Genomic DNA, 13968 nt, shown 5'->3' with positions numbered 1-13968 from the left:
TTATGAAAATCAAGCGTGAGAAACCAAAAAGGAGTTTGTCTAGGCGTCTGGTCCTTGCTGTAGATGCATTGATGAATCATATCCTGCTCCTCTTGGCAGCCTTAGTCTTTCTCTTTGGTTTCTACGCCCTTTGGGATGCCAATCAGGTTTATTCTCAGGCTTCATCAAGTGAGTATGAGGCTTATAGACCTGTTAGTACCAGTGAGAAGGATGAGCTTGCTAGTTTTTCTGGCTTTCACAAGCTACAGCAAGTCAACCCAGAGGTTCTCGGTTGGATCAATGTCTATGGCACCAATATCGACTATCCCTTAGTCCAAGCCAAAGACAATGAAAAGTACCTGAACAAAGATTCCAAGGGAGAATTTGCAGCTACAGGAGCTATTTTTCTTGAGGCTCGAAATGAATCCAAGTTCGAGGATTTTAATACCATCATCTACGGACACCATGTAGAAAATGGGGTTATGTTTGGAGATGTAGCAAAGTTTTCTGATAAGGAATTTTTTGACCAGCATCGCTACGGTAGTATTTACTATAATGGCGTTGAAAAAGGTCTTGAGATCTTTGAGATGCTTGAGGTAGACGCCTATGACTTTAACATCTACGATCCAGGTATTAATGGGGATGATCGGCGCCAAGAATATATCGATCACTTACTCTCGGTTGCCATCCACAAACGAGACATTACACTGGGGCCAAATGACCATATCATCCTTCTCAGTACCTGTTTCCTAGACGTAACAAATGGGAGACATATCGTAGTTGCCAAGATTACGGATACGGTTCCAAAGAACACCTTCCATACGAAAAAATCAAAACCATTCCCTTACAGTGTCTTTGATGATTCGTCACTTGGACGATTTCTCTCATCGATTCCTTTGTGGATATGGTACATCATCTTGTTTATCTTGCTCTTGCTATTGATCTTCTTGCTCATCATCCTCTACTTGATCTTGCGTCGTAGAAGAGAAGCAAAGGAAGAAGGAGCAGATACCATTACTGACTAAACTACCAATAAAAGAGAAAGGGACAGCCTCTCTTGCTCTTTTATTTTCAAGGCTAGAAAGGAGAAAGAAGGAAATATGAAAACAAGTACGAGTCAAAAGACCATAAAGGTCATTCTATCCCTCTTTCTAGCTTTTTTCTGTCTTTTTACAGCTGATAGAGTTCTTGCGAGTGACTACGATCATTATAATCCCATTGAAAAGGATGCCAGCAGTACGGGCTTTGAAACCTTGCAGCACCTCAACAAGGATGTTTGTGGTTGGATTAGCCTCGATGGGACCAAGGTAGACTATCCTCTCTTACAGAGTCAGGACAATATCAAATACCTTGATCGCAATGCCTTTGGCGATTATACTGTGTCAGGTTCTATATTCCTAGACTATCGTTTTAACCCCAACTTTACCGACTTTAACACCATCATCTATGGTCACTCCATGGCTTCTGGTGCTATGTTTGGGGAGATTCAAAAATTTGCGGATCAAGATTTTTTTGAAAAACATCGCTATGGTTCTATCTACTACAATGGTCGTGAAAGCGGTCTTGAGATATTTGGGATTTTAGAAGTAGATGCCTATGATACAGAGATTTACCGGACTTTGAGTTCCAACGATGAGGAACACCAGGCTTACTATCAATATCTGCTAAGTAAAGCCAAGTACAAGCGAGATGTCTCCTTGACCTCAACGGACAAGATTGTTTTGTTAAGCACCTGTTTCCTTAATATTACCAACGGAAGACATATCCTCTTAGCTAAAATAACGGATGCACCAGTAAAAGCAGCCCAGGATAAAAGTGGGGAAGCAGTAGGAACACGCTATTTTGACCAAGGGATTCCAACGCATTGGATTTATATCCTTGCCTTTCTTCTCCTGATTATCGTTATTTTGCTCCTTGTCGTTATCATCCTAATCATGAGGCGAGATAGAAATACAAAAGAACAAAAGAAATAGTAGACGTCGGAAGCGTTTACTATTTTTCTCTTTCGTGATAGAATTGATAGTGAAAATAATATCATAAGGATGATAACATGAAAAAAGCAATATTGATGATGACCTTTGGATCTCCAGAGGAGATTAGTTTTGAAGGAGTAGCAGAATTTTTTACAAACATTCGTCGTGGTGTTAGACCCCAAGACCACGAGATTCAGACCCTCTATGACAACTACGTCCTTATCGGTGGGACGCCCTTGCAGCGGATTACAAGGGAAGAAGTTGCTTTAGTAAGAGAACGTTTAGGGGAGGAGTACGGTATCTACTTTGCCAATAAGTTTTCTCGTCCCTTTATCCCAGACGTGATCAAGCAGATGGAGTCTGATGGTATTGAAGAATGTATTTGTTTGATTTTGGAACCTCATTATTCCTTTTACTCAGTCATGGGGTATGAAAAGTTTCTGGAAAGCCAGCAGATCCGATTTTTAGTTATTAAGGACTGGTATCAACAACAGGCTTTGCTGGACTTTTGGACAGATGAGATTAGAAAAATTTTACGAAACCATGTGGGAGAAGAGTCTTTCAAGGTGATCTTTTCAGCCCATAGCGTCCCCATTTTTGCCTTGGATTATGGAGATCCTTATATCGATCAGATTTTCGATAATAGCAAGCTAATTGCTGAACAACTCGGCCTAATGACAGACAAGTATACCAATACTTGGCAGAGCGAAAGTGATATTGGAATCCCTTGGATCAAGCCAGATGTCTTAGAGTATTTACGAGAACAAAAGCAACATCCCGAACATTATATTTTTATCCCGATTAGTTTTATCAGTGAGCACATCGAAGTCTTGTTTGACAACGATGTAGAATGTTATGATTTGTGTCAAGAATTAGGTGTCACCTACCATCGCCCCCCTATGCCCAATACGGATAGCCGTTTAATTGACGCTTTAGTTGCTACTGTAAGAGCCAATGAAGACAAAGAATTTAAAGATTTTCTCCCAGAAGAAGAAACTTTTGATGAGTTAGCACCTTCGGCAACAACCAAGGACATCATGGAGGAGACAGACGACCTTCAGATGCCAGAATTTGTCAAAAAACTCATTGAGAAAAAAGGCCGTGAAAATGTGAAGATGCCTTACTTGATTAAGAAAATGCTCGAAAAGGCTGGGAAGTTACCAAAAGAGTAAAGAAAAAAGGATTTAGCTTTAAGCTAGATCCTTTATTTGTCTTATTTTTTCTCAAGAAGAGCTTTGATTTCTTGAAGAACTTCAAGTTCAGTTGGAGCAGCAGGTGCTTCCTCAACCACTTCCTCCTTCTTACGAAGGTTTTGCGCTTTTTCAATACCTTTGATAACGAAGAAGAGAACTGTACCCACAACAAGGAAGTTGATAACAGCGCTCAAGAATTTACCATATGTAACACCATTCCATGCAAGCTCAGCGATGTTTTGTACTTGCGCAGCTTCCAAAGCTGGGTTCAATAGAAGTGGAGTGATGATATCGTTAACAAATGAAGTAACGATAGCACCAAATGCAGAAGCAATGATCACACCGACAGCGAGGTCAACTACATTACCACGAAGCAAGAATTCTTTAAGATCCTTTAACATTTTCATAAATTCCTTTCCAAAATTTCATTCTTATTATACGCTAAAATCGAACGAATTGCAAGATTAATGTTTTTGAGATGAATTGCCCTTTTTAAAAATATAGATTTTACTGAGAATATAGTTTAAAATAATGATCAATATCTGTGCTAATATGGTCTCGATAGTATTAACTTTATCTATATTATATTTAACAAACTGGCCAATAACATCAGGAAAGGTTGTAACAAAGATATAAGTTAAAAGAAGGTCCAGGCCAAGAGTAGAGAGACGGGCTAAGAAAAATTTAACTAGTCGAATTGACCAATTCTTCCTCTCTTGTTTAAAAACAAATGTATCATTTGTGATAAAGGCAAAAAGAATACCGATAATATTAGCGACTGCTGTTGCTAGGATTTCCTGATGACTGATATGGTAAATACCTAAACGTGATAAAATAGATACTAAAGTAGTAGCACCACCAAAAAATAGATAAGAGAGGATTTCGCTATCAAAAAAAGTTTTTATTAGTTTTTTCATGATTTTAGTATAGCATAAAGTCATATATTGTGCTATACTGGTAAGGTTGATTCACTCAACCCTTGGTGCTTAGCTTCTTTCACCAAGCATATTTTACGCGGGAAACCGCCAAAGGAGAAAACATGAAAAAATTAACTGTTCGTGACATGGCAGATATTGCCATCGTTGCTGCTATCTATGTGGTTTTAACCATTACCCCACCACTAAATGCTATTAGCTTCGGTGCTTACCAGTTCCGTATTTCTGAGATGATGAATTTTTTGGCTTTTTACAATCCTAAATACATCATCGGTGTGACGATTGGTTGTATGATTGCTAATTTCTTTAGTTTTGGCATAATTGATGTCTTTGTCGGCGGAGGATCTACCCTAGTTTTCCTTAGTCTAGGTGTTTGGCTCTTTAGCAAGTATAAGAAAGACTATTTGTTCAATGGTTTGATTCGAAAAGATCATTTCTTATTTTCAATCCTATTCTCAATTTCAATGATTACCATTGCAGCAGAACTTCATATCGTTGCTGAAGCTCCATTCTTCTTTACTTGGTTTTCTACAGGGATTGGAGAGTTTGCATCGCTTATCGTCGGTGCAATCCTAATCGGAAAACTAGGACAGCGAATCGACCTTACAAAATAAGAAGTTTATAAGCTAGATTCTTGATAAATCTAGCTTTTTTCATTCCAGAAAATTAAAAGAGAGCGCTTGACAAGAGCATAGAACTATAGTATACTTTTTAGGTAAGCTGATTTAGCTCAGTTGGCAGAGCGCATCCATGGTAAGGATGAGGTCGCCGGTTCAATCCCGGCAATTAGCATTATTTAGACAGGAAAACTCTTGATATTCGAGAGTTTTTTATATTTACCCCGCATTAGCCTTGACAAAGTCAGCAAAGCATAGTAGAATTAAACTTGCGATGAGTCGATAGGTAGTCTTCGGACTACTATTGAGCATAAGGAGGTCATAACGCAGGAGCGGACCTTGATGAGTTGTGTGAACCTGCTCATCACATGAAGATGCCTCTTAGTCCCTAGTCAATGACTAGGGATTTTTAGTTTTCAGAAAATATAACCCAAAAATGCTTTTCAATTTCCGGAAAAAGTAGTATAATACATCTATTATAGAAATTTTTAGAAAATTCCGAAAGAGGTTATTTATGGGATATACAGTTGCTGTAGTCGGCGCGACAGGTGCTGTCGGAGCTCAGATGATAAAAATGTTGGAAGAATCAACACTTCCAATCGATAAAATTCGTTACCTTGCTTCTGCACGTTCAGCAGGCAAGACTTTGAAATTTAAAGACCAAGATATTACGATTGAAGAAACGACTGAGACCGCTTTTGAGGGTGTTGATATTGCACTCTTCTCAGCAGGTGGTTCGACATCAGCTAAGTATGCACCATACGCAGTTCAAGCTGGAGCTGTAGTAGTAGATAACACATCTTATTTCCGTCAAAATCCAGATGTTCCTTTGGTTGTCCCAGAGGTCAATGCTCACGCACTTGATGCCCACAAAGGGATTATTGCTTGCCCTAACTGTTCAACAATCCAAATGATGGTGGCTCTTGAACCGGTTCGTCAAAAATGGGGCTTGGACCGTATCATCGTTTCAACTTACCAAGCAGTCTCTGGTGCAGGTATGGGAGCGATCCTTGAAACACAACGTGAACTTCGTGAAGTCTTGAATGACGGTGTGAATCCACGTGATTTGCATGCGGAAATCTTACCTTCAGGTGGTGACAAGAAACACTATCCTATTGCCTTTAACGCTCTTCCACAAATTGATGTCTTCACTGACAATGATTACACTTACGAAGAGATGAAGATGACTAAGGAAACGAAGAAAATCATGGAAGACGATAGCATCGCAGTGTCTGCAACATGTGTTCGTATTCCAGTTTTGTCAGCTCACTCTGAGTCAGTTTATATCGAAACAAAAGAAGTGGCTCCAATCGAAGAAGTGAAAGCAGCTATCGCAGCCTTCCCAGGTGCAGTTCTTGAAGATGATGTAGCGCATCAAATCTATCCACAAGCCATCAATGCAGTTGGTTCACGTGATACCTTTGTTGGTCGTATCCGTAAAGACTTGGATGCTGAAAAAGGAATCCACATGTGGGTTGTTTCAGATAACCTTCTTAAAGGTGCTGCTTGGAATTCAGTTCAGATTGCAGAAACGCTTCACGAACGTGGATTGGTTCGCCCAACAGCTGAGTTGAAATTTGAATTAAAATAGTCATATCGTTTAGGAGTTCAGATGAACTCCTTCTTTGAAATAGAGAGGTGTTTCTCATGTCTTATCAAGATTTAAAAGAGTGTAAAATCATCACAGCCTTTATTACCCCTTTCCATGAGGATGGTTCCATCAACTTTGATGCTATTCCAGCCTTGATTGAGCATTTATTGGCCCATCACACAGACGGCATTCTCCTAGCTGGAACGACTGCTGAGAGTCCGACCTTGACCCACGATGAGGAGTTGGAACTCTTTGCGGCTGTACAAAAGATTGTTAATGGACGCGTTCCTTTGATTGCGGGTGTAGGTACCAATGATACACGTGACTCGATCGAGTTTGTCAAAGAAGTCGCAGATTTTGGTGGTTTTGCTGCTGGGCTTGCGATCGTACCATACTACAACAAACCTTCTCAAGAAGGAATGTACCAGCACTTTAAGGCAATTGCAGATGCTTCTGACTTGCCTATTATCATCTATAACATTCCAGGGCGTGTAGTTGTTGAATTAACTCCAGAAACCATGCTTCGCTTGGCTGACCATCCAAATATCATCGGTGTTAAGGAATGTACTAGCTTGGCTAATATGGCTTACTTGATTGAGCACAAGCCAGAAGAATTTTTGATTTATACTGGTGAGGATGGAGACGCTTTCCATGCTATGAATCTTGGTGCGGATGGGGTTATCTCTGTTGCATCTCATACAAATGGAGATGAAATGCATGCGATGTTCACTGCCATTGCAGAAAGCGATATGAAAAAAGCGGCAGCTATTCAGCGTAAATTCATTCCTAAGGTCAACGCCCTCTTCTCTTATCCAAGTCCTGCTCCAGTTAAGGCAGTCCTTAACTATATGGGATTCGAAGCTGGACCAACTCGATTACCTCTAGTTCCAGCACCAGAAGAAGATGCTAAACGCATTATCAAAGTTGTCGTAGATGGCGACTACGAAGCAACTAAGGCAACTGTAACAGGTGTCCTTAGACCAGATTACTAATAAAGACAATAAAATCCATGACCGAATGAACGATCATGGATTTTTCTTATTTTCCTAAACAGAATTGGCTAAAGAGTTGGGTGATGAGTTCATCAGGTGCGGCATCTCCAGTGATTTCACCGAGAATTTCCCAAGTACGAGTCAAGTCAACCTGTAGCAAATCAACTGGCATCCCCAGTTCCAGACCTTGGTTAACAGCTTGTAGGCTTTCAACGGCCTTTTCAATCAAAGAAATATGACGGGCATTTGACAAGTAAGTGGCATCTTGCTCGACCAAACCAGCATTTTCAAAGAAGAGGTTGTTGATTCTATCCTCAATCTTATCAATGTTTTGATTTTTAAGAACTGAAATACGGATGATATCTTCTGGTAGTTCCGAAGTTTCAATCGCTTCAGGAAGATCAGTTTTATTGAGTAGAATAATGCGGTTGGTATCCTGACTGATTTCTAAGAGTTGGCGATCTTGGGCGGTCAGTGGTTCACTGGCATTTAATACTAGTAGTACCAAGTCAGCTTCCTTGAGGGCTTTTCTAGAACGTTCGACACCGATTTGTTCCACGATATCATCTGTTTCCCGGATACCGGCTGTATCAATCAGTTTGAGAGGAACCCCGTTAATGTTGACGTATTCTTCGATGACATCGCGTGTCGTACCAGCGATGTCTGTTACGATGGCTTTATCTTCACGAAGGAGGTTATTGAGGAGGCTGGATTTTCCAACGTTGGGACGACCGATGATAGCAGTTGAAATTCCCTCACGGAGGATTTTTCCGCGACGAGCTGTTCTAAGGAGATTGGTTAGCAATTGTTCAAACTCCATAGTCTTCTCGCGGACAACAGCAGTAGTAGCTTCCTCAACATCATCATACTCAGGATAGTCGATATTGACCTCTACTTGGGCAAGCGTATTGAGGATTTCTTGGCGAGTATTATTGATAAGATCAGAAAGAGAACCGTCCAATTGTTTGACTGCAATATTCATGGCCTTGTCTGTCTTGGCACGGATGATGTCCATCACTGCCTCAGCCTGTGTCAAGTCCACACGACCGTTTAGAAAGGCGCGTTTGGTAAATTCACCAGGTTCTGCCAACCGAGCTCCTTCACGGATAGCTAGTTGGAGAATTTCATTGGTTACCGCAATCCCGCCGTGGGTGTTAATCTCGATAATATCCTCACGAGTGAAGGTCTTTGGAGACTTCATAGCTCCAACCATAACTTCGTCCATGACCTTCCCTGTCTGCGGGTCAACGATGTGACCGTAGTTGAGGGTATGGCTTGCAACCTTGCTCAAGTCGTTTCCTTTAAAAATCTTTTGAGCAATGGCAAAACTGTCAGTTCCGCTCAAGCGGACAATACCAATGGCTCCTTCACCTAGTGGGGTAGAGATAGCAGCGATGGTATCAAATTCACGTGTAATCATACTATTTCCTTTTGTGTTTCTTTTCTTAGGATAGGTATCCAAGCATCTCTTCAAATTGTAACAAAATTAGACTATTTCTTCAATGGATGCTACTTGGAGATTGAAAAAGCCTAAGCAATTCTGCTTAAGCTGGATTATTTGGTGCGCATTTCCCCTTGAGGGAAGTAGGTTCCTTCTGGCATGTCGTTGATGATGACATGAACGGCTGATTGAGGGGCTCCAGTGTTGCGGACAACAGCTTCCGTTACTTCCTTAGCAAGAGCTTTCTTTTGCTCGAGCGTGCGACCTTCAAATAAATCGATGCGTACAAATGGCATAGTAGCTTCCTCCACTAGTTTTTGATTTCTTCTATTTTACCACATTTTGCCGTTTAAAGCTTCAGAAAATTATGATATACTAGAATGTAGCAAAAATTTAGAAATGGACGTGAAATAGAAGCATGGCACAGTTGTATTATCGTTATGGGACCATGAACTCTGGTAAGACGATTGAGATTCTCAAGGTGGCCTATAACTACGAGGAGCAAGGAAAGGGAGTTGTGATTATGACTTCGGCTCTGGATACGCGTGACGGTGTTGGCTATGTATCTAGTCGAATCGGTATGAAACGCCCAGCCATTGCGATTGAGGAAACGACGGATATCTTTGGTTATATCCGAGACTTACCTGAGAAACCATACTGTGTGTTGGTCGATGAGGCCCAGTTTCTCAAGCGTCACCATGTTTACGACCTAGCTCGTGTTGTTGATGAGTTAGACATACCTGTCATGGCTTTTGGTTTGAAGAATGACTTTCGAAATGAACTGTTCGAAGGCTCCAAATACCTCTTGCTCTTAGCAGATAAGATTGACGAAATCAAGACTATCTGTCAGTATTGTAAGAAAAAGGCGACTATGGTGTTGCGTACGCAGGATGGTGTACCAGTCTATGATGGCGAACAAATTCAGATCGGTGGAAATGAAACTTATATCTCAGTCTGCCGTAAACATTATTTTGCCCCTGAAATCAATAAGGAGAATGAAGAAAAATGAACATCTATGATCAACTACAAGCTGTAGAAGACCGTTATGAAGAATTAGGAGAATTGCTCAGTGACCCAGATGTCGTCTCAGACACCAAGCGTTTCATGGAGCTTTCGAAAGAAGAGGCTTCTACTCGTGATACGGTAACTGCCTACCGTGAGTACAAACAAGTCCTTCAAAACATCGTTGATGCTGAAGAGATGATTAAGGAATCAGGCGGAGATGCTGACTTGGAAGAAATGGCCAAGCAAGAACTCAAAGATGCCAAGGCTGAAAAAGAAGAATACGAAGAAAAACTGAAAATCTTGCTCCTTCCAAAGGATCCAAACGATGACAAGAACATCATCCTAGAAATCCGTGGTGCAGCTGGTGGAGACGAAGCAGCACTTTTCGCTGGTGACCTCCTAACCATGTATCAAAAATATGCTGAAGCCCAAGGCTGGCGCTTTGAAGTCATGGAGGCTTCTATGAATGGTGTCGGCGGTTTCAAAGAAGTGGTTGCCATGGTTTCTGGTCAGTCTGTTTACTCTAAGCTTAAGTATGAATCAGGTGCCCACCGTGTACAACGTGTCCCAGTGACAGAAAGTCAGGGTCGTGTTCATACTTCAACAGCGACAGTTCTTGTCATGCCAGAAGTGGAAGAAGTAGAGTACGATATTGATCCAAAAGACCTTCGTGTTGATATCTACCACGCATCTGGTGCTGGTGGTCAGAACGTCAACAAGGTTGCGACTGCCGTTCGTATCGTTCACTTACCAACTAATATCAAGGTTGAGATGCAGGAAGAACGTACCCAGCAGAAAAACCGTGAGAAGGCCATGAAAATCATCCGTGCGCGTGTTGCTGACCATTTTGCTCAGATTGCACAAGACGAACAAGACGCTGAACGTAAGTCTACTATTGGTACTGGTGACCGTTCAGAACGTATTCGTACTTACAACTTCCCACAAAATCGTGTCACAGACCATCGTATTGGTTTGACACTCCAGAAACTAGATACCATTTTGTCTGGTAAATTGGATGAAGTCGTGGATGCCTTGGTTCTTTATGATCAAACACAGAAATTAGAAGAATTAAACAAATAATGAAACTAGCTCAATTATTTTCAGATTTTGAAGAAGAGTTGATAAGACAAGGAGAGGAAGCTGAAAGCCTCTCTTTTGTCTATCGTAGCTTAAAAAATCTCTCTTTTACGGACTTTGTCTTTGCCCTCCAGCAAGAGGTAACAGAGGCCGAAAAACAATTTGTAGAAGAAATTTTCCAGCAGTTAGCGTCCCATAAACCAGCTCAGTATATCATCGGACAGGCAGATTTCTTTGGAATGCAGTTAAAAGTGGATGAGCGGGTTTTGATTCCTCGTCCAGAAACAGAAGAGTTGGTGGAACTCATCCTAGCTGAAAATCCTAAAGAAAATCTCAAGAACTTGGATATTGGTACTGGAAGTGGTGCCATAGCCCTCGCACTAGCAAAAAACAGACCAGATTGGTCAGTGACAGCAGCAGATATTTCACAAGACGCCTTAGAGCTTGCATCAGAGAATGCTAAAAATCAAAATCTTAATATATTTTTTAAAAAATCTGATTGTTTTGCAGAAATTTCTGAAAAATATGATATAATTGTATCCAATCCACCCTATATCTCTCGTGAAGATGAGTCAGAGGTCGGTTTGAATGTTTTGCATTCGGAGCCTCATTCAGCTCTCTTTGCAGATGAGGATGGCCTAGCTATTTACCGCAGAATTGCGGAAGATGCAAAAGACTATCTCACAGATGGTGGCAAGATTTACCTTGAAATTGGATACAAGCAAGGTCAAAGTGTTCCTGAACTTTTTAGGAAACATTTTCCTGAAAAACGGGTACGAACACTCAAAGACCAATTTGGTCAAGATAGGATGGTTGTAGTTGATGATGGACAGGATTAGACAAGAGTTGGAAAAGGGCGGGGCTGTTGTTCTACCAACCGAGACAGTTTATGGTCTCTTTGCTAAGGCCTTAGATGAAAAAGCTGTCGACCATGTTTACCAACTCAAACGTCGTCCTAGAGATAAGGCGCTCAATCTTAATGTTGCTTCTCTAGAGGACATCTTGCACTTTTCAAAGAAACAGCCAACTTATCTCCAAAAGCTTGTAGAGACCTTTTTACCAGGTCCCTTGACCATTATCCTCGAAGCCAATGACCGAGTTCCCTTTTGGGTCAATTCTGGTCTTGCAACGGTGGGATTTCGGATGCCGAGACACCCCATTACCCTAGATTTGATTCGAGAGACAGGTCCTTTGATTGGGCCGTCTGCCAATATCTCGGGTCAGGCGAGTGGCGTGACCTTTGCTCAAATTCTAGAGGATTTTGACCAAGAGGTTTTGGGGCTGGAGGACGACGCTTTTCTAACTGGACAGGATTCGACGATTTTGGATTTGTCTGGAGACAAGGTGAAAATCTTACGCCAGGGGGCGATTAAGCGAGAAGATATTCTTGCACAGTTGCCAGAGATTTCTTTTGAGGAGGAATGAGATGCTAAGAAATTTGCAAGAAACAGATGTGAATGCTATATGTGAGATTAACCAAGAGGCTTTGGGCTATTCTTTTAGTTCAGAGGACACAGCTAGTCAACTAGCTAGACTGTCTCAGGATTCTCATCATTTCCTACTTGGCTATGAGGATGAGGTCAGCCATGTCCTACTTGGATATGTCCATGCTGAAGTTTATGAATCCCTCTATTCCAAAGCAGGATTTAATATTTTAGGCTTAGCAGTTTCGCCTCAAGCACAAGGACGAGGTATCGGTAAAAGCTTACTGCAAGGGTTGGATCAAGAAGCAAAAAGACGGGGTTATGGGTTTATCCGCTTAAACTCTGCTGATCATCGTCTGGGAGCTCATGCATTTTATGAAAAAGTTGGTTATACTTGTGATAAAGTGCAGAAACGGTTTATTCGCATCTTTTAGTATAATTTCTTAAACTAAAGGACCAGTCACACTATAAAGGAGAAGACCTATGATTTTTGATAAAGACGATTTTAAAGCATACGATGCTGATCTATGGAATGCTATTGCCAAAGAAGAAGAACGCCAACAAAACAATATCGAGTTGATTGCTTCGGAAAACGTGGTTTCCAAGGCTGTTATGGCAGCTCAAGGGTCTATCTTGACAAACAAATATGCCGAGGGTTACCCAGGACGCCGTTATTATGGTGGAACTGATGTAGTAGACGTGGTAGAAACTCTAGCTATTGAACGTGCAAAAGAAATTTTCGGTGCTAAATTCGCCAATGTCCAACCTCACTCAGGAAGCCAAGCCAACTGTGCAGCATATATGGCTTTGATTGAGCCTGGTGACACTGTAATGGGAATGGATTTGGCAGCAGGTGGACACTTGACCCACGGAGCTCCAGTTAGCTTCTCTGGTCAAACCTACAACTTTGTTTCTTACAGTGTTGATCCTGAAACGGAACTCTTGGACTTTGATGCTATCTTGAAACAAGCCCAAGAAGTAAAACCAAAACTAATCGTAGCAGGTGCTTCAGCCTATTCTCAAATTATTGATTTTTCAAAATTCCGTGAAATCGCAGATGCTGTTGGGGCGAAGCTCATGGTCGATATGGCCCATATCGCTGGTTTGGTTGCGGCCGGTCTTCACCCAAGCCCAGTGCCATATGCTCATATCACTACAACAACGACCCACAAAACCCTTCGTGGACCACGTGGTGGCTTGATTTTGACAAATGATGAAGATCTAGCTAAGAAAATCAACTCAGCTATTTTCCCAGGTATTCAAGGTGGTCCTTTGGAGCATGTTGTCGCTGCTAAGGCTGTTTCCTTCAAAGAAGTTTTGGACCCAGCCTTCAAGGAATATGCTGCTAATGTCATCAAAAACAGCAAGGCTATGGTTGAAGTCTTCTTGCAAGACCCTGATTTCCGTATCATTTCTGGTGGTACTGAAAATCACCTCTTCCTAGTGGATGTAACCAAGGTTGTAGAAAACGGAAAAGTTGCTCAAAACTTGCTAGATGAAGTCAATATTACCCTAAATAAAAACTCAATTCCATACGAAACCTTGTCACCATTCAAGACAAGTGGAATTCGTATCGGAGCAGCAGCCATCACTGCACGTGGATTTGGTGAAGAAGAAAGCCGTAAAGTGGCTGAACTCATCATTAAAACCCTTAAGAATGCAGAAAATGAAGCTGTCTTAGAAGAAGTGAGAAGTGAAGTCAAAGCGTTGACAGATGCCTTCCCACTATACGAGGACTAAT

Annotated in this window: 16 protein-coding genes, 1 tRNA gene and 1 riboswitch; of the genes, 13 read left to right on the top strand and 4 right to left on the bottom strand. The window is 41.4% G+C overall.

Features of this window, described 5'->3' with window-relative positions:
• Window positions 1-2: 2 nt before the first annotated feature.
• The 3 genes from srtG1 to hemH all read left to right on the top strand — a co-directional run bounded on the left by srtG1 (window position 3) and on the right by hemH (window position 3124).
• Window positions 3-1004, top strand: coding sequence for a PI-2 pilus system class B sortase SrtG1 (srtG1, locus tag TZ92_RS06790; RefSeq protein ID WP_000695087.1), 1002 nt, complete (start codon window positions 3-5; stop codon window positions 1002-1004).
• A 75-nt stretch (window positions 1005-1079) separates the two neighbouring features.
• The gene (gene srtG2, locus TZ92_RS06785) at window positions 1080-1952 is read left to right on the top strand and encodes a PI-2 pilus system class B sortase SrtG2 (protein WP_045594932.1); all 873 of its coding nucleotides are present in this window, start codon (window positions 1080-1082) and stop codon (window positions 1950-1952) included.
• A gap of 77 nt (window positions 1953-2029) precedes the next feature.
• Entirely contained in the window at window positions 2030-3124 is a 1095-nt protein-coding gene (gene hemH / locus TZ92_RS06780; RefSeq protein ID WP_033629814.1) for a ferrochelatase, read from the top strand.
• 41 nt (window positions 3125-3165) lie between these two features.
• Here hemH and mscL read toward each other — a convergent pair whose 3' ends face one another.
• Together mscL and TZ92_RS06770 are read right to left on the bottom strand one after the other, a co-directional pair.
• Entirely contained in the window at window positions 3166-3546 is a 381-nt protein-coding gene (mscL, locus tag TZ92_RS06775; RefSeq protein ID WP_033629813.1) for a large conductance mechanosensitive channel protein MscL, read from the bottom strand.
• 63 nt (window positions 3547-3609) lie between these two features.
• Window positions 3610-4062 (bottom strand): GtrA family protein, encoded by a 453-nt coding sequence (locus TZ92_RS06770; protein WP_033630186.1) that lies wholly within the window; start codon window positions 4060-4062, stop codon window positions 3610-3612.
• 28 nt (window positions 4063-4090) lie between these two features.
• A riboswitch (PreQ1 riboswitch) is annotated at window positions 4091-4187 on the top strand.
• Between TZ92_RS06770 and TZ92_RS06765 the strand changes: the two genes are divergently transcribed.
• The 4 genes from TZ92_RS06765 (at window position 4185) to dapA (ending at window position 7280) form a co-directional block, all read left to right on the top strand.
• Window positions 4185-4694: a QueT transporter family protein gene (locus TZ92_RS06765; RefSeq protein ID WP_033629811.1), complete on the top strand. Its 510-nt coding sequence runs from the start codon at window positions 4185-4187 to the stop codon at window positions 4692-4694. Its footprint overlaps the riboswitch before it by 3 nt.
• Window positions 4695-4799: 105 nt before the next feature.
• Window positions 4800-4872, top strand: a tRNA-Thr gene (locus TZ92_RS06760).
• Between the two features lie 339 nt (window positions 4873-5211).
• On the top strand, window positions 5212-6288 hold the full coding sequence (locus tag TZ92_RS06755; protein ID WP_033629810.1) for an aspartate-semialdehyde dehydrogenase: 1077 nt from the start codon (window positions 5212-5214) through the stop codon (window positions 6286-6288).
• Window positions 6289-6344: 56 nt separating this feature from the next.
• Window positions 6345-7280, top strand: a complete 936-nt coding sequence (dapA, locus tag TZ92_RS06750; RefSeq protein WP_033629809.1) for a 4-hydroxy-tetrahydrodipicolinate synthase — start codon at window positions 6345-6347, stop codon at window positions 7278-7280.
• Window positions 7281-7326: 46 nt separating this feature from the next.
• Here dapA and mnmE read toward each other — a convergent pair whose 3' ends face one another.
• Both mnmE and TZ92_RS06740 read right to left on the bottom strand, forming a co-directional pair.
• A complete protein-coding gene (gene mnmE / locus TZ92_RS06745; protein WP_033629808.1) occupies window positions 7327-8700 on the bottom strand; it encodes a tRNA uridine-5-carboxymethylaminomethyl(34) synthesis GTPase MnmE in 1374 nt (457 codons plus the stop codon).
• Between the two features lie 134 nt (window positions 8701-8834).
• Window positions 8835-9017, bottom strand: a complete 183-nt coding sequence (locus TZ92_RS06740) for a 4-oxalocrotonate tautomerase (RefSeq protein ID WP_001117401.1) — start codon at window positions 9015-9017, stop codon at window positions 8835-8837.
• A gap of 122 nt (window positions 9018-9139) precedes the next feature.
• On the opposite strand from TZ92_RS06740, the gene TZ92_RS06735 reads away from it, so the two are divergent.
• The 6 genes from TZ92_RS06735 to glyA are packed head-to-tail and all read left to right on the top strand — an operon-like array spanning window position 9140 to window position 13967.
• Entirely contained in the window at window positions 9140-9730 is a 591-nt protein-coding gene (locus TZ92_RS06735; protein ID WP_000068127.1) for a thymidine kinase, read from the top strand.
• Complete coding sequence (gene prfA / locus TZ92_RS06730) at window positions 9727-10806, top strand: peptide chain release factor 1 (protein WP_001028815.1); 1080 nt, start codon at window positions 9727-9729, stop codon at window positions 10804-10806. Before TZ92_RS06735 ends, prfA begins: the two co-directional genes overlap by 4 nt.
• Window positions 10806-11642: a peptide chain release factor N(5)-glutamine methyltransferase gene (gene prmC / locus TZ92_RS06725; RefSeq protein WP_033629807.1), complete on the top strand. Its 837-nt coding sequence runs from the start codon at window positions 10806-10808 to the stop codon at window positions 11640-11642. The genes prfA and prmC overlap by 1 nt, the downstream gene beginning before the upstream one ends.
• The gene (locus TZ92_RS06720; protein ID WP_033629806.1) at window positions 11626-12228 is read left to right on the top strand and encodes an L-threonylcarbamoyladenylate synthase; all 603 of its coding nucleotides are present in this window, start codon (window positions 11626-11628) and stop codon (window positions 12226-12228) included. Before prmC ends, TZ92_RS06720 begins: the two co-directional genes overlap by 17 nt.
• Window position 12229: 1 nt before the next feature.
• Window positions 12230-12661 (top strand): GNAT family N-acetyltransferase, encoded by a 432-nt coding sequence (locus TZ92_RS06715; protein WP_000945729.1) that lies wholly within the window; start codon window positions 12230-12232, stop codon window positions 12659-12661.
• Window positions 12662-12710: 49 nt separating this feature from the next.
• Window positions 12711-13967 carry a serine hydroxymethyltransferase gene (gene glyA, locus TZ92_RS06710; protein WP_033629805.1) on the top strand — a complete coding sequence of 419 codons (1257 nt, stop codon included), beginning with the start codon at window positions 12711-12713 and terminating at the stop codon, window positions 13965-13967.
• The last annotated feature ends 1 nt before the right edge of the window (window position 13968 follow it).

Source organism: Streptococcus oralis subsp. oralis (assembly GCF_000960035.1).
Taxonomy (GTDB): domain Bacteria; phylum Bacillota; class Bacilli; order Lactobacillales; family Streptococcaceae; genus Streptococcus; species Streptococcus oralis_G.
The sequence above is the reverse complement of the archived record's forward strand: the minus strand, read 5'-3'. Positions and strand labels throughout refer to the sequence as shown.